At 75.0% G+C, this 18,017-nt stretch carries 13 protein-coding genes; 9 read left to right on the top strand and 4 right to left on the bottom strand.

The features are described 5' to 3' along the window. Positions 1-54 precede the first annotated feature (54 nt). Complete coding sequence (locus tag OHS58_RS13435; RefSeq protein ID WP_328648428.1) at positions 55-1,455, top strand: class I adenylate-forming enzyme family protein; 1,401 nt, start codon at positions 55-57, stop codon at positions 1,453-1,455. A gap of 82 nt (positions 1,456-1,537) precedes the next feature. Here the strand turns inward: OHS58_RS13435 and OHS58_RS13430 are convergent, their stop codons facing one another. Next, entirely contained in the window at positions 1,538-2,713 is a 1,176-nt protein-coding gene (locus tag OHS58_RS13430; protein ID WP_328649804.1) for a CaiB/BaiF CoA transferase family protein, read from the bottom strand. Between the two features lie 214 nt (positions 2,714-2,927). On the opposite strand from OHS58_RS13430, the gene OHS58_RS13425 reads away from it, so the two are divergent. The 8 genes from OHS58_RS13425 (at position 2,928) to OHS58_RS13390 (ending at position 15,628) form a co-directional block, all read left to right on the top strand. Further along, positions 2,928-5,753, top strand: coding sequence for an ATP-binding protein (locus OHS58_RS13425; protein ID WP_326949542.1), 2,826 nt, complete (start codon positions 2,928-2,930; stop codon positions 5,751-5,753). A gap of 178 nt (positions 5,754-5,931) precedes the next feature. After that, on the top strand, positions 5,932-8,535 hold the full coding sequence (locus tag OHS58_RS13420; protein ID WP_328648427.1) for an AAA family ATPase: 2,604 nt from the start codon (positions 5,932-5,934) through the stop codon (positions 8,533-8,535). 3 nt (positions 8,536-8,538) lie between these two features. Continuing rightward, positions 8,539-11,298 carry an AAA family ATPase gene (locus OHS58_RS13415; RefSeq protein WP_328648426.1) on the top strand — a complete coding sequence of 920 codons (2,760 nt, stop codon included), beginning with the start codon at positions 8,539-8,541 and terminating at the stop codon, positions 11,296-11,298. A 206-nt stretch (positions 11,299-11,504) separates the two neighbouring features. Next, entirely contained in the window at positions 11,505-12,827 is a 1,323-nt protein-coding gene (locus OHS58_RS13410; protein ID WP_326949547.1) for a M20/M25/M40 family metallo-hydrolase, read from the top strand. Then, the gene (locus tag OHS58_RS13405; protein WP_326949548.1) at positions 12,827-13,720 is read left to right on the top strand and encodes an alpha/beta fold hydrolase; all 894 of its coding nucleotides are present in this window, start codon (positions 12,827-12,829) and stop codon (positions 13,718-13,720) included. The genes OHS58_RS13410 and OHS58_RS13405 overlap by 1 nt, the downstream gene beginning before the upstream one ends. A 31-nt stretch (positions 13,721-13,751) precedes the next feature. Continuing rightward, on the top strand, positions 13,752-14,351 hold the full coding sequence (locus OHS58_RS13400; protein WP_326953348.1) for an ArsR/SmtB family transcription factor: 600 nt from the start codon (positions 13,752-13,754) through the stop codon (positions 14,349-14,351). A gap of 1 nt (position 14,352) precedes the next feature. Beyond that, positions 14,353-15,099: an SRPBCC family protein gene (locus tag OHS58_RS13395; protein ID WP_328648425.1), complete on the top strand. Its 747-nt coding sequence runs from the start codon at positions 14,353-14,355 to the stop codon at positions 15,097-15,099. Between the two features lie 31 nt (positions 15,100-15,130). Then, positions 15,131-15,628, top strand: coding sequence for a DUF2975 domain-containing protein (locus tag OHS58_RS13390; protein ID WP_328648424.1), 498 nt, complete (start codon positions 15,131-15,133; stop codon positions 15,626-15,628). Positions 15,629-15,671: 43 nt separating this feature from the next. Here the strand turns inward: OHS58_RS13390 and OHS58_RS13385 are convergent, their stop codons facing one another. The 3 genes from OHS58_RS13385 to OHS58_RS13375 all read right to left on the bottom strand — a co-directional run bounded on the left by OHS58_RS13385 (position 15,672) and on the right by OHS58_RS13375 (position 17,999). Further along, entirely contained in the window at positions 15,672-15,896 is a 225-nt protein-coding gene (locus tag OHS58_RS13385; protein ID WP_247051714.1) for a DUF5703 family protein, read from the bottom strand. Continuing rightward, complete coding sequence (locus OHS58_RS13380) at positions 15,893-16,900, bottom strand: hypothetical protein (protein ID WP_328648423.1); 1,008 nt, start codon at positions 16,898-16,900, stop codon at positions 15,893-15,895. Before OHS58_RS13380 ends, OHS58_RS13385 begins: the two co-directional genes overlap by 4 nt. A 130-nt stretch (positions 16,901-17,030) precedes the next feature. After that, complete coding sequence (locus OHS58_RS13375) at positions 17,031-17,999, bottom strand: aldo/keto reductase (protein WP_326949552.1); 969 nt, start codon at positions 17,997-17,999, stop codon at positions 17,031-17,033. Between the last annotated feature and the right edge of the window lie 18 nt (positions 18,000-18,017).

The raw sequence follows: 18,017 nt of genomic DNA, 5'->3' as shown, positions 1-18,017 counted from the left end.
AACCCCATCGGCGAGACTCGGGCCAGGAGCTTGCCGGCGACGAAGGGGCGGGCCATGGCCACCATCTGCGGGACCGACGCCGCGTACACCCTCGACGAGCTCGAGGCGGACGCCGCGGGGATCGCGGCCGAACTGACCGCGCGGGGCCTCGGGCGCGGCGATCGCGTGCTGCTCAAGGCGGACAACTCGATCGGCTACGTCACGGCGGTGCTGGCCCTGGTCCACCTCGGCGCGTCGATCGTGCTGATCGACCACCGGGACAGCCCGGCGGCCACCTGCGACGTCCTCAGCCGTGCGAAGGTCAAGGCGTGCCTGGTGGACGACGCCGCCGCGGCGGCGAGCGTCGCCCCGGTCCCGGCGATCCTGCTGCCGGAGCTGGCCGCGGCCGCCCGGCCGGTGCCGGGCGGTGTCGACGCCGGTGCGTGGGCCGCGCTGCCCGACGGGCTGCTCATGTCGTCCTCGGGGTCGACCGGGCGGCCGAAGGTGGTCGTGAAGTCCGGCGCCGTGTTCCTCGCCAACCTCCGGCGCACCGCGGACACCCTCGGCTACACGCGTTCCGACGTCCTCGCGCCGTTCCTGCCGTTCTCCCACCAGTACGGCCTGTCGATCGTGCTGCTCGCCTGGCTGGTGCGCTGCTCGCTGGTGGTCGTGCCCTACCGCCGGCTCGACCACGCGCTCGGCCTGGCCGGGCTGCGCGGCGCTACCGTGCTCGACGCCGCGCCCTCGACCTACCGCAGCATGCTGAACATCACCCGGCAGCGGCCGGTCCTGCGGGCCGCGCTGCAGCGGGCGCGGATGCTGTGCGTCGGCGCGGCGCCGCTGAACCACCGGCTGGTCGCGGAGTACCGCGCGGAGTTCGGAAAGCCCCTGCTGGACGGCTACGGCAGCACGGAGCTCGGCAACATCTCCTTCGCCGTGCCCGGCAACCCGGTCGCCACCGGCCGCCCGGTCCGCGGGGTGCACGTCCGCGTCGTCGACGACTCCGACGTCGCGGTCGCGCCCGGCGAGGTGGGCGAGCTGCTCGTGCGCACCCCCGACCTGCCGACCGGGGTGCTGGACGACGCCGGCGAGGTGGCACCGGAGCCGGGCGGCTGGTTCCGCACCGGCGACTTCGGTCTGCTCGACGGCGCCGGCAACCTCCACGTCCTGGGCCGCAAGCGCGCGGTCCACCGGATGGGCTACACGCTGTACCCGGACATGATCGAGGCGCGCGTCGCGGAGGCGGGCTGCTGCGCGAAGGTCGTCGCGGTCCCGGACGAGCGCCACGGCAGCCGCCTGGTCGCCTTCGTCGAGGACGAGGCCGGCCACGCCCCGGCGTACTGGCGCGAGCGGATGGCCCGGATCCTGCCGCCGTACGAGGTCCCCAACCGGGTGGTCGTCGTCGACAGCTTCCCGCTCAACCGCAACGGCAAGCCGGACGGCCGCCGCCTGGAAGAACTGGCGGCCACCGCCTGACCCGAGCACCGGGAAAGCCCGCCTGGGTGGTCTGCCGCGGCTTGTCGTGAGTGGTCAGGGCGGTTAGAACCGCCCTAACCACTCACGACAAGCCGCGCCGTCGCAGGTCCGCGGCGTCGAAGCCGAACTCCGTGAGCACCGCGTCCGTGTGTTCGCCCAGCGCCGGGATCGGGTCGAGGCGCGGCGGGCGGCCGGGCACCGTCACCGGCGGCAGCGTCATCCGCAGCGGTCCCACCGGCGAGCCGACCTCGGCGAACCGGTCGCGCTCGGTCAGCTGCGGGTGCTCCAGGACCTCCGGCAGCTCACGGCGGCGGGCGTGCGCGATCCGGCCCTCGCTCAGCCGCGCCGCCAGCTCCTCGCCGGTCAGCGTGGCGAAGACGGCGCCGATCTCCCGTTCCAGCTCGGCCCGGTGGGCGACGCGCGCGCTGCCCGTGGCGAACCGCTCGTCGGACGTCCACTCGGGACGGCCGACCGCGTGCCGGCAGAAGGCGGCCCACTCCCGGTCGTTCTGCACGGCCAGCACCAGCTGCGTGCCGTCGCCGGCGGAGAACGTGCCGTACGGCGCGATCGCGGGGTGGCTCGTGCCCGCTCGCGGGGGCGGGGTGCCGCCGAAACCCGTGTAGTAGAGCGGGAAACCCATCCACTCGATCAGCGCGTCGAACAGGCTCACCTCCAGCTCGGTGCCCTCGCCGGTGCGTTCACGGTGGAACAACGCCGACAGGATCCCGGAGTAGGCGTACATCCCGGCGCCGATGTCGGCCGCCGGGATGCCGCTCTTCGCCGGCTCGTCCGCCGTGCCGGTCACCGACACCAGCCCGGCTTCGGACTGGATCAGCAGGTCGTACGCCTTCGCGTCGCGGTACGGGCCGGTCGAGCCGTACCCCGAGATCGAGCACGTGATCAGCCCCGGCCGTGACGCCCGCAACGCGGCGGCGCCGAGCCCGAGCCGCTCGGCGACGCCGGGGGCGAAGTTCTGCACGAAGACGTCGGCGCCGTCGATCAGCCGGCCCATCACCTCGGGCGCGGCCTCGTGCTTCAGGTCGAGCGTGACGCTCTCCTTCGACCGGTTCAGCCAGACGAAGTGGCTCGAAAGCCCGCGGACGGTCTCGTCGTAGGCCCGCGCGAAGTCGCCGCTGCCCGGCCGCTCGATCTTGAGCACCCGCGCGCCGAGGTCGGCCAGGTGCCGCGTGGCCAGCGGCGCCGCGACCGCCTGCTCGCAGGAGACGACGGTGACGCCGTCGAGCGGGAGGGAAGCCAGGGAAGACACCGCCGCATCCTGTCACCTCACCCGGACGCGGGCGGGGTGACCGGATCCCGAGGCCCGGCCAGTAAGGTGATCGAAGGGTTTCGGCCCTGTTCGGTGCCGGCCGCGACGGCGGTGTCCCGAGCGCCGGTACGCGAGCGCAAGGCGGTGCGACCCACCGCCCGGCACCGCGCCGGAAACCCCGCATCGCAGCTGAGACTGGAGATCCGTGGCCCTACGCAGCGGCCTCCGGGCCTTGCCCGGGACAGAACTGGCCGGCCGGGAGTGGGAGGTCCGGCTGCTCGCCGACCGGGCCCGGGCCGCCGCCGTCGGCGCGGGGCAGGCCGTCCTGCTGCGCGGGCCCGCGGGGATCGGCAAGACGAAGCTGCTCGCCGCCGCGCTCGACGAGCTCGACGGGATCGCCGCCACCGTGCTCACGGTGGCCTGCCCGGACAGCGGGGTCGCGGCCTACGAAGCCGTCCGGGCGCTGTTCGAGCCGCTGCAGCCGGCCGGCGCCGCCGCGGCCGACCTGCTCACCGGCAGCGCCCGGCTGGCGCTGCCGGCCCTCGTGCCCGCGCTGGGCGAGGGTCAGGGCAGCGCCGACACCTACTCCGTGATGCACGGCCTGCACTGGCTCACCGCCGGCCTGGCCGCCCGCGGCCTCGTGGTGCTCGCGCTCGACGACGTCCAGTGGTGCGACGAGACGTCGCTGCGGTGGCTGGGGTTCCTGCTGCGCCGCGCGGAAGACCTGCCGCTGCTGGTGCTGATGACCCAGCGGACCGGACCGGACGAACCCGTCCCGGAGGTGCTCGGCGAGATCGGCGCGGCCCTGAGCTGCCTGACGGTCGACCTGGCGCCGCTGTCCCCGGACGCCGTCGCCGACGTCCTGGAGTCGGCGTTCGGCGCGGCGCCGGACCCGGTCTTCGCCGCCCGCGTCCTCGACCTCACCGGCGGGAATCCGTTCCTGCTCGACCGGGTTGTCAGCCGGGTCCGGGACGAGGGGACACCGGGTGCCGAACGCGTCGCGCTGCTCGAAAGGATCGGCCGCGAGGTCGTGGCGCGGCCGTTGCTGGACCGGCTGCCGGAAGGCGCGTTCGCCGTGGCGCGCGCGATCGCCGTGCTGAGCGGCGAAGACCTGGAGACGATCGCCGCGCTCGCCGGGACCCAGCCCGGCCCGGCGAGCGGCGCCGTGCGGGCCCTGCGCGCCGGCGAGCTGCTGGCGCCGGACCGCCTGGACTACGCGCACGACCTGATCCGCACCGCGGTGCTGGACTCCGTGCCGCCCGCCGAGCTGGCCCGGCTGCGGGAACGCGCGGCCGTCCTGCTCAACGACCGCGGCCGGCCCGCCGAGGAGGTCGCCGTCCACCTGCTGCTGCTCGACTCGGTGCCGCAGCCGTGGATGGTCAACGTGCTGCGTGACGCCGCCGTCTCGGCCGAGGGCCGGGGCGCGCCCTCGGCCGCCGCCCGGTACCTGACCCGCGCGCTGCGGGCCGACGAGGACGACGTCGCCGTGCTGGTGCACCTGTCCCGGGTGCAGGGGCAGCTGGACCCGGCGTCGTCCCTGCGGCACCTGGAGCGGGTGCTGGGCCTGGTGACCGATCCGCGCCGCCGGGTGCCGGTCGTCATGCAGTACACGATGATCTCGCTGGCCGCGCAGAACTCCCAGCGGGCCTACGCGCTGGGCGAAGAGGCGCTGGACGCCCTGGTCGCGGCCGGTGGTCCGGACCCGTCGCCCGCCGACCGGGCCCTGCGGATGCTGCTCGAGTCCGCGCTGCTGCTCTCGGGCCTCGACGAGAAGTCCGGCGTGCCCCGGGTCAGCGCGCGGCTGCGCGACGTCACGCCGCCGGCCGGCGACACCGCCGAGGAACGCCAGCTGCTCGGCATGCTCTCGTCGCTGGGCACGCTGCAGGGCCGGCCGGCGGCCGAAGTGGCCGACCAGGCGAGCCGGGTCCTGCTGATCGGCGACGTCGCCCCCGGCGGCTGGGCCGTGCTGGGCGCCGTCCTCTCGCTCTACCTCGGTGACCACGGCGAGCCGGCGCTGACCGCGATCAACGAGCTGCTCAACCACGCCCAGAGCCGTGGTGAGGCGTGGACCTACGCCCTCGGCGCGAGCACCCGCGCGCTGATGCACGAGTTCACCGGGAACCTCGCGGAAGGGCTGTCGGACGCGCAGTACTCGTTCGACGTCGTCACGCAGGAGCGGTGGGCCCCGGGTGTCTCCATGCCGCAGGCGGCGCTCGGCGCGATGCTGGTCCGCCAAGGTGACCCGGTCCGCGCCGAGGAGGTGCTGGACACGGTGACCCGGCCGCGGCTGTCGGAGTTCACCCTGGAGTACCACTGGTTCCTGATGGCCCGGGCCCGGGCGCGGGCGGCGCAGGGCGACGTCGAAGGCGCGCTGACCGTGCTGCGTACATGCGGGGACAGCCTGCGCGGCAGCGGCATCGGCAACCCGGTGCTGGCGCCGTGGTGGTACGACTCGGCCGAGCTGCTGGCGGGCCTCGGCCGGGTGGCCGAGGGCGTGGCCGTGCTCGACGAGGTCGAGCCGGCGGTCCGCCGCTGGGGCACCACGCGGGCCCTCGGCATGCTGGAGACCGGCCGCGGGGTGCTGGCCGACGGCGACGCGGCGATCGAGCGGCTGTCGGCGGCCGCCGACGTGCTGGCCGGCTCGCCCGCCAAGCTGGAGCTCGCGAAGGCCGAATACCTGCTGGGCCGACGGCTGCTGCGCCGGGGCGACACCGAGGGCGCGCGGGAACGGCTGCGCCGCTCGATCGACCTGTCCGTGCTCAGCCGGGACAGGCAGCAGCTCGGGCTGGCGCTGCCGGCGCTGACCGAGGCGGGCGGGCGGATGCGCAGCGGGACCGACTCGCCGGCGGACGCACTGAGCGGCAGCGAGCGGCGGGTCGCCGAGCGGGCCGCGACCGGCGCGACCAACCGGGAGATCGCCGAGTCGCTGTTCCTCACCCAGCGCACCGTCGAGGTGCACCTGACCAGCGTCTACCGCAAGCTGGGCATCAAGGGCCGGGCGGATCTCGCGGAGGCCCTGCGCACCTGGTGAGCCACGGTATCCCTTACCCGCCGTCACGCATTGCCCGCTTGTGCCACCCGGAATGGCCAAGGGGGACGGAAATGCCCGTCCGGCGGCCACGGCGTCGGCGGATGCCGTAGTGCGGAGCTAGCCTCCCTGGTGGATCCACCAGTCCGAGCGCCCGTCGTCGCGCCGAGGGAGGTCGTCCGTGCCGTACCACCGGCCACTGTCCGTGATCAACTCCGGACACCACCGCCCGGCCGGGCGGTTGATCGGCCGGGAGCGCCAGCTCGCCCTGCTCGACGACCTCGTCGACGGCCTCTTCGCGGGCCGTCCCGCCCGGGCCGGCGTCTCGGGTGCCGCCGGGACCGGCCGCACGGCCCTGCTGCGCCACGTGCTCGCCACCGCCCGCGAACGCGGCGCCGTCGCCGGCCTGGCGTCGTGCTCGCCGGTGGAGACCGGGATCCCGTTCAGCACGGCGTCGCAGCTGGTCGCCGCCCTGCACTCGCCGGCGCGGTTCGCGGACCTGGCGACCGGGTGCTTCGCCGGCCCGTGCGACGCCACCGTGCCGCTGCTGTGCGACGTGTTCGCGGAGCTGGCCGCCGACGGGCCGCTGGTGCTGGCGATCGACGACCTCCAGTGGGCCGACGCCTGGTCGCTGCGGTGCTTCGCGGCGATGGCCGTCCGGCCCGGCCCGATCCTGCTGGTCGCGGCCGCGCACGGCCCGCTGGCCCGCTACCTCGGCGACGGCCCGGGTAGCCAACTGGACCTGCCGCCGCTGACCGAGGCGGAGACCGCGGCGTTGCTGCGGGAGATCCCGGGGGCCCCGGGCGGGGCGGCGTTCACCACGGCGGCGCTGAGCATCGCGGCCGGCCGGCCCGCGGTGCTGCGCGAGATCGTGACGCGCTGGAGCGCCGACGGGCGCCCGCCCGAGCCCGAGCAGGTACCCCACCTGGTGCGGATCGGGCGCGCGGTGACGTCGGCGCGCGCCGCCCGCGTCCGGCGCGGTCTGCCGGCCGACGCGCTGGCGCTGCTGCGGGCGATGTCGGTGTCCACATCGGACGTCGTGCTCGCGGGCCGGCTGGCCGGCCTGCCGGAGACCGCGGTCGCCGGTGCGCTGGAACCGCTCGTGGCGAGCGGCCTGGTGGCGGCCGGGCGGCCCGCCGAACCGCACCTGGCGGCGGAAGTGCTGGCGGAGCTGGACGCCGACGCCCGCGGCGACCTGCACCGGCGGGCGGCGGAGCTGGCGCACGGCACCGGCGCCGGCGCGACGGTGGCGGCCGACCTGCTCTGCGCGGCGCCGGCGGTGGGGGAGCCGTGGGCGCGGACGGTCCTGGTGGAGGCGGCGGAGCAGTGGTTCCTGCAGGGCCGCACGTCGGCGGCGGCCGACGCGCTGCGCCGGGTGCTGCTGGAGCCGCTGGAACCGGCGGAGCGCGCGGCGTTGCTGCTGCGCCTGGCGTCGATGGAGGTGACGCGGGACCCCGAGGCGGCGGACGGGCGGCTGCGCAGGATCCTGGCCGAACCCGGACTGAGCACGTTGCCCGCGGCCGTGACGGCGGCCGACCTCCTCCTGGCCCGCGGCGACGTCGAGACGACCCGGCGCGCGGTGGCGGAGCTACGCGGCCGCGCGTTGGTGTCCACTGTGGAAAGTGACGTGGTGGACGCCCCCGTCTCGTCCACTGTGGACTCGGACCTGGTCGCCCTCGGCCGGATCGCCGAGGAGGAAGCCGCGGTGGACCCGGTCATGCCCGTCGCGCCGCTCCTCTGGACCGCCCGGCCCGGCGGTCCCGCCGAAGCCGGGGCCGAAGCCTGGTGGCTCGCGACCCGGGGCGAGGACCGCCGCCGGGCGCTCGACCTGGCCGAGCAGGCTCTCATCGTGCGTGAGGACGCGCCGCTCATGCCGCGGATCGCCGCCTGCCGGGCCTTGTTGTGCTGCGACGAACTGGAGTCCGCCGCCGAAGGGCTCACCGCCGTCGCCGCCGCGGCCCGGCGCCGGGCCGCCAAGGCCGCCGCCGCGCAGGCGCTGCTGCACCGGGCCGTCGTGAACCTGCGGCGCAACCGGCCCGACGACGCCCTCCACGACCTCACCGCCGCCGGGCGGGAGCTGCCGGTCCGGTGCTGGCACCCCGCGCTCGTCCCGGCCTACCTCGCCGTCGAGATCTCCGCGCACCTCAAGCTGGGCCGGACCGAACGCGCCCGCCGGCTCGCCGCCGAACCGCTTCCGCGCGGCGGCGAGCACACCGCGGGGCAGGCGTTCCTCCTGTACGCGCGGGCCGAGCTGGCCCTGGCCGCCGACGAGCTGGAGGCCGCCCTCGCCGCGGCCCGCGAGTGCGGCCGGATCCTGCGGTCCCGGCAGTGGGTCAACCCGATGCTGTGCCCGTGGCGCACGATCGCCGGCTTCGCGTTGCGCAGCCTCGGCGACGGCGCGGCGGCCGCGGCGCTCTCGGCCGAGGAACTGTCGCTGGCCGGCTACTGGGGCACCGACGGGGCCTTCGACGCCCTGCGCGAACGCGCGGTCGCCGAACTGCGGCGCAGCGTGCCCGCACAGCGGCGGCCGGCCGAGCCGGTGCCCGAACCCGTGCTGCCGCCGGGACGCCGGTTCGAGCCGCGCCGGCCGGAGGTGCTCTCGCCCGCCGAACAGGACGTCGCCGCGCTCGCCGCGCGCGGGCTGCCGAACCGCGAGATCGCCCGGGAGCTCTCGATCGCGCTGCGCACGGTCGAGCTGCGGCTGACGAAGGTGTACCGCAAGCTCGGTCTCAAGGGCCGCTCCGCGCTCACCGAGCGCTGGGCGACCTGGACGCTGGGGGACTGACCGGTGCTGCTGGAACGGGAAGCGCACCTGTCGGTGCTGGACGAGGCGGTGCGCGACGCCGACGCCGGGAGCGGCGGCCTGTTGCTGATCCACGGCGAGGCCGGTGCCGGTGGCTCGGCGCTGCTGCGGCACCTGGCCCAGCTCGGCGCGGCCCACGGCGCGCGGATCCTGCGTTCGAGCGGGGCGCAGCTCGAGCAGGCCTTCCCGCTCGGCGTCGTCCGGCAGCTCGTGCTGCCGATCCTCGCCGACCCGGACGACCCGGCGCTGCCGCCGGTGGCCCGGCAGGTGCTCAGCCCGCTGGCCGACGGCTCGGCCGGTCCGGCGGAGCTGGCGTCCCTGCTGCACGGGTTGCACGCGCTGCTGGCGCGGCTGAGCCGGTCCCGCGGGGTGGTCGTGCTCGTCGACGACCTGCACTGGGCGGACGAGCTTTCCTTGCGGGCCCTGGCTTTCCTGGTCGCCCGGCTGTCCGGGATGCGCGTCCTGATCGGCGCGGTCCTGCGCGACGGCGCGGGCGCGCGCACCGCGTTCGTGCCGGAGATCGAGGCCGCCGCCCGGCACCACGTGCGAGCCGAGCCGCTGTCGCTCGCCGCGACCGGGCGGCTGGTCGCCGCGCGCTTCGACGCCGGTCACGACCCGGAGTTCGCGGCGGCCTGCCACGAGCTCACCGGCGGCCGTCCCAAGGACCTGCGGGCCCTGCTGGACCGGGCGTTCTCCCACCGGTTGACGGCGAAGGCCGACGACCGCGCCCGGCTGCGTGCCCTCGGCGCGGACCTCCGCCGCGAGCGGCTGCGGGTGCTCGTCCGGCGTGATCCGGAGGTCGAGGCCTTCGCCCGGGCCGTGGTCGTGCTGGGGCGGCACGCCGAACCCGCGCTCGTCGCGGCGCTGAGCGGGCTGGCCGACGCCGCCTGCAGCGCGGCGCGCGCCGCGCTGCAGGGCCCTTGGCTCACCGTCGCCGCAGACGGCCGGCTGGTGCCCGAAGCCGCGCTGGTGCGGGTGGTCGAAGAGACCGCGTCGGCCGCGGACACCGCCGCCGCCCACCGCACCGCGGCCGGGCTGCTGACCGCGCGGGGCTACCCCGCGGAGGACATCGCCGGGCAGCTGCTGCGCGTGGACACCCTGTGCGGCGGCCCGGAGATCGAGATGCTGCGGGCGGCCGCCGTCGGCGCGCTGCGCCGGGGCGCGCCCGAGTCCGCGGCGCGCTACCTGCGGCGGGCGCTGCTGGAACTGCCGCCGGGCAGCGCCGGGCGCGCGCCGCTGCTCGTCGAGCTGGCCGCCGCCGAGCTCGGGCCCGACCCGGCGTCCGCTGTCCGGCACCTGGTCCAGGCCGCGCCGCTGCTGCCGACGGTCCGCGACCGGGCCGCGGCGGTCACCCGGATCCCGTTCACGATCACCGCGCGCGGCCCGCTGGTGACCGAGCTCGTGCGCGCCGTCGCCGGCGAGCTCGGCCCGGCCACTGCCCTGACCGGGCACGACCGCGACCTCGCCCTGCGGCTGGAAGCACACGACTGGTTCGCCGCGCTGGAGGACCCGGCCCGGCTGGCCGCGGCCCCGGCCCGGCTGCGCGAGCTGACCGACACCCCGGCGGGTCCCGGGGCGGCCGAACGCGAGCTGCGGGCCGTGCTGCTGCTGGCCGCGACGCTGGCCGGGCGGATCGACGCCGAGGAAGCCGCGCGCCGGGCGACCTGCCTGCTGGACCACGAGCCCGCGCGGTCCGTCCGCGCCGGGGCCATGCTGCGGATCGTCCCGGTGGTCCTGGTCGCGGCGGGCCGCGTCGACGTCGTGACGCCGTGGCTGTCGGCCACCGGCGCGGCGGGCACCGCGGCGACCCAGGCGCTGCTGGACGTGCACCGGGCGCTGGCGCTGCTGGCCCGCGGCCGGGCCGCGGCGGCCGGGGAACCGGCGGGCCGGGCGTTCCGGCTCGCCGAGCCCGCCGGCTACGACGTGCTCGCGCTGCCGGCCACGATCCTCGGCCTGGTCGCGACCGCGACCGGCGACCGCACGCTGACCCGCACGGTGCTGGACGACCTCCCGGCCGGCGACGGCCTCGCCGTGCTCGCCGTCCAGCGGAGCCTGCGCGGAACGCTGGCCGCCGCCGACGACCCCGGCGCGGCGCTGGCGCAGTTCCTCGACTGCGGGCGCCGGCTCGACCGGGCCGGCTGGCGCAACCCAGCCCTCTACCCGTGGCGCACGTCGGCGGCGCTGCTGGCCCACCGCCTCGGCCGCACCGACGAAGCCGGACGCCTGGCCGAAGAACACCACCGCCGCTGCGTCGCGTGGGGCGCACCCGCAACGGTCGGCCGCGCCCTGCGAGTCCTCGCGGCATTGGACGCCGGCCGCGACGGAATCAGGCTGCTGCACGAGGCGGTCGAGCTGCTCGCCCGCTCACCGGACGACCTGGAGGAGGCCAAGGCCCGAGCCGACCTGGCCGAGCGGCTGAGGCCCACGGAACCCGAAGCGGCGCAACGGTTGCTGGCCCGTGCCCAGGCCCTGGCGGAAACCTGCGGAATGGGCCGCCTGCTGACCCGCGAGGCCGGCCCGGTAACCCACACCGAGCCCGCTCGCGCAACAGCCGAACTGACCCGCGGCGAGGCAACGGTGGCGGAACTGGCGGTGCGCGGGAGGACGAACTCGGAGATCGCCGAGCAGCTGAGCATCAGCCGCCGAGCGGTGGAGAAGCACCTGACAAGCTCTTACCGCAAGCTGAAGATCGACGGCCGCCCGGACTTGGCAGGCGCCCTGGGCGGCCGCACCGCGGGGGAGTGACACCGCGGCGCCCGGGAAAGGTGGGGAAACGCACAGCCGGCGGCCGCCCTGACCGCAGCTTCCGGTGCCCGCGCGACGGAAGTTGTTCGCGGAGCCCCGAACGGGGGTCCGGTGACCGGTGGCCCACCCCCCGCCGAGCGGGCCGCCCACGGTCCAGCGGGTGATCGCGTCCGGCTTCCTGCTTCGCGGAATGATAGGAATGGCCGGTGACCGAACCGAACCTGATCGAAGCCGCCGCGGCCGAGGCCGTCACGCTGACCAGCGAGCTGATCCGCATCGACACCACCAACACCGGGGACCCCGAGACCCTGGTCGGCGAGCGGGCGGCGGCCGAGTACGTCGCGGAGAAGCTGACCGACGCCGGCTACGAGATCACCTACGTCGAGTCGGGTGGGAAGAACCGGCACAACGTCATCGTGCGGCTCGAAGGCGCCGATCGCGAGCGGGGCGGGCTGCTGATCCACGGTCACCTCGACGCCGTGCCGGCCGATCCGTCCGAATGGTCGGTCCACCCGTTCTCCGGCGCGATCCAGGACGACTACGTCTGGGGCCGCGGCGCGGTCGACATGAAGGACATGTGCGGGATGGCGCTCGCGCTGGCCCGGCACTACAAGATGCACAACGTCGTGCCGCCGCGCGACCTGGTCTTCGCGTTCCTCGCCGACGAAGAGGCGGGTGGCAAGTACGGCGCCCAGTGGCTGGTCGAGAACCGGCCCGAGCTGTTCGAGGGCGTCACCGAGGCGATCAGCGAGGTCGGCGGCTTCTCGATCACGCTGAAGGACGACGTCCGCGCGTACCTGATCGAGACGGCGGAGAAGGGCATCCGCTGGATGAAGCTGCGCGTGCGCGGCACCGCCGGGCACGGCTCGATGATCCACCGCGACAACGCCGTGACGAAGCTGGCCGAAGCCGTCGCGAAGCTCGGCAACCACCGCTTCCCGCTGGTGCTCACCGACTCCGTGAAGGAGTTCCTCGCCGGCGTCACCGAGATCACCGGCTGGGACTTCCCGGAGGACGACCTGGAGGGCTCGGTCGCCAAGCTGGGCAACATCTCCCGGATGATCGGCGCGACCCTGCGCGACACGGCCAACCCGACGATGCTCACCGCCGGCTACAAGTCGAACGTCATCCCGTCGGTGGCCGAGGCGTCGGTGGACTGCCGGATCCTGCCCGGCCGGCTCGAGGCGTTCGACCGCGAGCTCGACGAGCTCCTCGGCCCGGACATCGAGAAGGAGTGGATGGAGCTGCCGCCGGTCGAGACGACCTTCGACGGCGCGCTCGTCGACGCCATGACCGCGGCGATCCTGGCCGAGGACCCGGGCGCGAAGACGTTGCCGTACATGCTTTCCGGCGGCACCGACGCGAAGTCCTTCCAGGACCTCGGCATCCGCAACTTCGGTTTCGCGCCGCTCAAGCTGCCCGCGGACCTCGACTTCTCGGCCCTGTTCCACGGCGTCGACGAGCGCGTCCCGATCGAGGCGCTCAAGTTCGGCACCCGCGTGCTGGACCGGTTCCTGCGCACGTCCTGATGACCGGCTTCGCGCTCGCCGACGGGACGCCCCTGGCGGTCGTCCGCCGGGGCGACCCGGACGCGCCGGTCGCGGTGGTGTTCGTCCACGGCTACGCGCTCGACCAGCGCAGCTGGGACCGGATCGCGCCACTGGTGCCGGACGCCGCCGAGGGGCCGGTGGCCGTGCTGACCTACGACCAGCGCGGCCACGGCGGGTCCGGGCGGGCGCGCCGCGGGACGGCGACCATGGCGCAGCTCGGCGACGACCTCGCCGAGTTGCTGGAGCGCGAGGTCCCGGCCGGGCGGGTGGTGCTGGTCGGGCACGACATGGGCGGCCTGGCGATCATGTCGCTGTCCCAGCGGCACCCGGAGCTGTTCCGCGCCCGGGTGTCCGGGCTGGCGCTGCTCGCGACGTCGTCGGGCACGCTGGCCACGGAGGTCTCGGCGACCTGGCCGAACGCACTGGGCAAGCTGGCCCGCGACCTCGAAGCGGTGCTCGGCTCGAAGCTGTTCGGTGTGGTGCACGAGCGCACGAGCCGCGCGGTGAGTGCCGGGCTGCGGTGGTGGCTCTTCGGCGACGATCCCGAGCCGGACCTGGTCGAGCTGACCGTGCAGATGATCCGCGGCAACTGGCCGCACACCGTCTCCCTGTTCCGCCCGGCCCTGGACGCCTACGCGCGCGACGCGGCGTTGACGCAGGTCAGCGGCCTGCCGGTGACGGCGATCGTGGGGGAGCGGGACCGCATCGTCCGGGCCGCCGACGTCGAGCAGTGGGCCGGCGGCCTCGACGACGGGACGGCCGTGGTGCTGCCGGGTGTCGGGCACGTCGTGCCGCTGGAGGCCGCGCCGCAGGTGCTGCCGCGGATCCTCGCCCTGGTGAACGCGAGTTACCGACAAGACGAGAGTTCTTGACAACTCTTCTGTTCGGCACGATGCTGGGCGCATGTTCTCCGTGGCGGTGATCGAAGACCCGGCGGCGGCCGAGGTTTCGCTGGACCCCATCCGGGCCCGGCTCCTGGCCGAGCTGGCGGAACCGGCGTCCGCGACGATGCTGGCCGGGCGGGTCGACCTGCCGCGGCAGAAGGTCAACTACCACCTGCGGGCGCTGGAGGCGCACGGCCTGGTGGAGCTGGTCGAGGAGCGCCGGAAGGGCAACGTCACCGAGCGGATGATGCGGGCGACGGCGTCCTCGTACGTCATCTCGCCGGCGGCCCTGGCCGCGGTGCAGCCGGACCCGGCCCGGTCGCCGGACCGGCTCTCGGCCCGCTGGCTGCTGGCGGTGGCCGGCCGGCTGGTGCGCGACGTCGGCGTGCTCATCACCGGTGCGGCCAAGGCGAACCAGCGGGTCGCCACCTTCGCGCTCGACGGCGAGGTGCGGTTCGCCTCGGCGGCCGACCGGGCCGCGTTCGCCGAGGAGCTGGCGACGGCCGTCACCACGCTGGTGGGGAAGTACCACGACGAGACGGCCGAGAAGGGCCGTAAGCACCGGGTGATCGTCGCCGTCCACCCGAGCGTGCCGGCGACGCCGGGGGAGGAGTCCTGACATGGGCCGCGACTTCGAACGGACCGACGTCGCCGACGTCGACGCGACGCCGGAACAGCTGTGGGCGGCCATCGCCACCGGCCCGGGCATCGACTCGTGGTTCATGGGCCGCAACGAGGTCGAGGGCGGCACCGGCGGTGTCGTCCGCGGCGCCTTCGGCGGCTACCGGTCCGAGTGCGGGATCCGCGAGTGGGAGCCGCTCGAGCGGCTGGTCTACGGCACCGACACCGCGCCCGACGGCCGGCACATCGCCTACGAGTTCCTCATCGAGGGCCGCGAAGGCGGCAGCTCGGTGATCCGGTGCGTCACGAGCGGCTTCCTGCCGGGTGACGACTGGGAGGACGAGTTCGAGGCGATGACGTCGGGCCGGGCGCTGTTCCTGCGCACGCTGGTCGAGTACGTCACGCACTTCGCCGGCCGCGTCGCGGTCCCGGTCACGGCGTTCGGGCCGCCGATCCCGGACTGGACCGAAGCCTGGGCGAAACTCGGGGCCGCGCTGGGACTTCCGGCCCGGATCGCCGAAGGGGACCGGGTGCGCCTGGACCTCGACGGCCGTGCGCCGGTCGAGGGCGTCGTCTACGTGGCCGACGACCAGGCCGTCGGCATCCGCACGCCCGACGCGATGATCCGGTTCATGCGGGGCTTCCGCGGTCCGATGGTCGCGGCCCACCACGTTTTCACGCCCGGCGCGGACGGCGAGGTCGAGGAAAAGATCTGGGGCGACTGGCTGGCCCGCGTGTTCGATTGACAATCGAGCGGTAGGCATCGACTATCGATACATGCCTCGCTTACTCGTAGTCGCGCTGCAGACCGTCGTCGCCGGCGCGTTCCTCGTCGGCCTGTACGCCCAGCTCGTCGTGATCCCGACGAGCGCGGCCGACCAGGTCGAGCTGTTCCCGCCCTACGCGCCGATCCGGCTCCCCCTGGTGGCCGCGGCGATCGCGTTCGTGGCGTGCGGGCAGCTCGCGCTCGTCGGCCTCGGCATGCTGCTGCGCCGGGCGAGCCGGGGCACGGTGTTCCAGCCGTCGGCCCTCACCGGGGCGAACGTCGTGGTCGGCGCGACGGCGGCCGCGACCGTGGTCACCGCCGCGGTCTTCGCTTACGTGACCCTCGCCGACATTCCGTCACCGAGCGACGGCATGGAGGTCATCGGCCTCTGGCTGGGCACAGCCGCGGCGGTCGTGGCGGGCACGGCGGCGGTGCTGCTCCTGTTCGCCGGCCGGCAACTGCTGGTCAAGGCGATCGGCCTGCGCACCGAGCTGGACGGCGTGGTCTGACGGCCCGGGGCGGCGTCCACCCGAGGCCGGTCGATCAGGTCGATCAGGTGGGCAGGCCGCCGGGCAGGGTCTCGCCCGTCTTCTTGCGGCGCAGCCAGACCTTGCGGGTGCCGTCGGCGTAGAGCCGCACGTTCCGCAGTTCCCAGCCGGCGAACTCCGCGTGGATGGAGAGCTGGATCGCCGCCGCACGCCGGGACACGCCCGGGGGCAGGTGCAGGCGGCGGTACTCCCAATCCCCTTCGACCACCGCCTCGCTGACCGTCGTCATGGCTGGATCACCTGGGTCCCTTCTCCGGCGGCGGAGCCGATGATCACCCGGCCGCTCTGGTCCTCGACCCCCACCGAATCCGGCTGGCGCACGGTGGGGAACCGGTACTTCTCGACCGGCTCACCGCCGCGGACGTCGAACCCGACCACTTCGTTGCGTGCCGTCAGCGTCACCCAGGCGAGGCTCCGCTTGGCGTCGTAGGCGATCCCGTACGCGCCACCCGGCACCGGGTACCGCTGCCGCATGATCAGCGGCGACGCCGAGAACGCGATCAGCGCGCCCGCCCGCGCGTCGGTCACCAGGATCCGGCCGTAGGAGTCCGCGACGGCGTTGGCGGCGCCGTCACCCGCCCGCAGGCCTTCGTTGATCTTGCCGCCGGCCACGTCCACGGAGAACACGGCCGTGCGCAGGCGATCCAGCACCACGACACCGTCACCGGCCGCCAGGACGTCGTCGGCACTGTAGATCTGCCCGCCGATCGTCCGCGCCGGACCGCTCGCGGGCAGCACCTGGATGTCCTTCGCCGCCCCCATCGCGACCAGCCGGTCGGCGCCGTAGGCGATGCTCGACGCCGGCTGCCCGCCCGTCTTCGTCTCCGAGAGCTTCCGGTCCGGCAACGTCAGCTGCTGCACCACACCCTGACCCGGCTCCGCGATCTCCACCCGGCCGGGCGCCACGGTCAACCGCGAAGCCGTGCCGTATAACGGCATATTCACCGGCGGTGACGCGAGCGCGTTCAGGTCGTAGAGCTGCAAAGACGGCTGCTGAGCGAGAGCAACGACCAGCGTCGACCCCGAAACGGCCACGGCGGAAACGGCGGCGCCGGACAGGACCTGCCCGGCGGGCTTCACCGTGACAGCGGGGGAGACGGCCGGCTGCGCGGCCACCGGGTTCGCGACGATCTGCAGGTCGTCGCTGTCCGACTTGGCCGAGGAGCAGCCGGCGAGCACCAGGACACCGGCGAGCGGGATCGCGATCCGCGACGCGGCGGTGAGCCGACGCACGTTGGTGCCTCCAGATGTCCCTCGACGGGCGGTCTTCACCAGCATCCTCCACGATCGTCTTGCCGTCACGTGCATGTCACCCAACAGACACCTGCCCCAGTGATCGACACGGTGTCGATCAGCGTGCCGATCACCGGGGCCACCGCTCCGGGTAGCCGGCCTCGATCGCGCTGACGTCGTCGAGCGCCGACCGGATCGCCGGCGGGAGGGTGATGCCCTCCGCCGTGAGGGAGCCGGTGAGCTGGCCGGTGTCGCGGGCGCCGACGACCGGAGCGACCACGCCGGGCCGGTCGCGGACCCAGGCCAGCGCAACGGCGAGCGGGGACGTGCCTAGCCCGTCGGCGGCGGTCGCGACCGCCTGCACGATCCGGGCGGCGCGGTCGGTGCGGTGGTGCTCGACGTACCCGGCGAACACGCTGGAGGCGCCGCGGGAGTCGGCCGGCGTGCCACTGCGGTACTTGCCGGTCAGCACCCCGCGCCCGAGCGGTGCCCAGGGCAGCAGGCCGATGCCGTGGTGCTCGGCGGCGGGCACGACCTCGCGGTCCACCCCGCGTTCCAGCAGCGAGTACTCGACCTGGGTGGAGACGAGCGGCGCGACCGCGGCGGCCCCGGCGGCGGCCGTCGCCAGCTGCCAGCCGCAGTAGTTGGACACGCCGACGTAGCGGGCCTTGCCGCTGTTGACGGCGTATTCGAGGGCGGCGAGGGTCTCGGCGACCGGCACCGTCGGGTCCCAGGCGTGCAGCTGCCACAGGTCGACGTGGTCGGTGCCGAGGCGTTTCAGCGAGCCGTCGAGCGCCGAGAGCAGCGCGCCGCGGGAGGCGCCGCCGCCGAACGGGCCGTCGGTGCGCCGGGCGACGGCCTTCGTCGCGAGGACGATGTCGTCGCGCGGGACGAGATCACCCAGAAGTGAGCCGAGCACCCGTTCGGCTTCGCCTTCGCCGTAGATGTCGGCGGTGTCCACCAGGGTGCCGCCGGCGTCGACGAAGGCGACCAGCTGGCTCGCCGCTTCCTCCGCGTCGGTGTCGCCACCCCAGGTCATGGTGCCGAGCGCCATCCGCGAGACCCGCAGTCCCGAGCGGCCCAGCTGTCGCTTTTCCACGACCGCCGAGCCTAGTGG

It is taken from the genome of Amycolatopsis sp. NBC_00348 (assembly GCF_036114655.1).
GTDB lineage: Bacteria > Actinomycetota > Actinomycetes > Mycobacteriales > Pseudonocardiaceae > Amycolatopsis.
The sequence above is the reverse complement of the archived record's forward strand: the minus strand, read 5'-3'. Positions and strand labels throughout refer to the sequence as shown.

Bases quoted from the DNA above. Each gene is read 5' to 3' on its own strand.
- OHS58_RS13435 (WP_328648428.1), top strand. From the start codon at position 55: ATGGCCACCATCTGCGGGACCGACGCCGCGTACACCCTCGACGAGCTC.
- OHS58_RS13405 (WP_326949548.1), top strand. From the start codon at position 12,827: ATGACCGGCTTCGCGCTCGCCGACGGGACGCCCCTGGCGGTCGTCCGC.
- OHS58_RS13400 (WP_326953348.1), top strand. From the start codon at position 13,752: ATGTTCTCCGTGGCGGTGATCGAAGACCCGGCGGCGGCCGAGGTTTCG.
- OHS58_RS13395 (WP_328648425.1), top strand. From the start codon at position 14,353: ATGGGCCGCGACTTCGAACGGACCGACGTCGCCGACGTCGACGCGACG.
- OHS58_RS13390 (WP_328648424.1), top strand. From the start codon at position 15,131: ATGCCTCGCTTACTCGTAGTCGCGCTGCAGACCGTCGTCGCCGGCGCG.
- OHS58_RS13385 (WP_247051714.1), bottom strand. From the start codon at position 15,896: ATGACGACGGTCAGCGAGGCGGTGGTCGAAGGGGATTGGGAGTACCGC.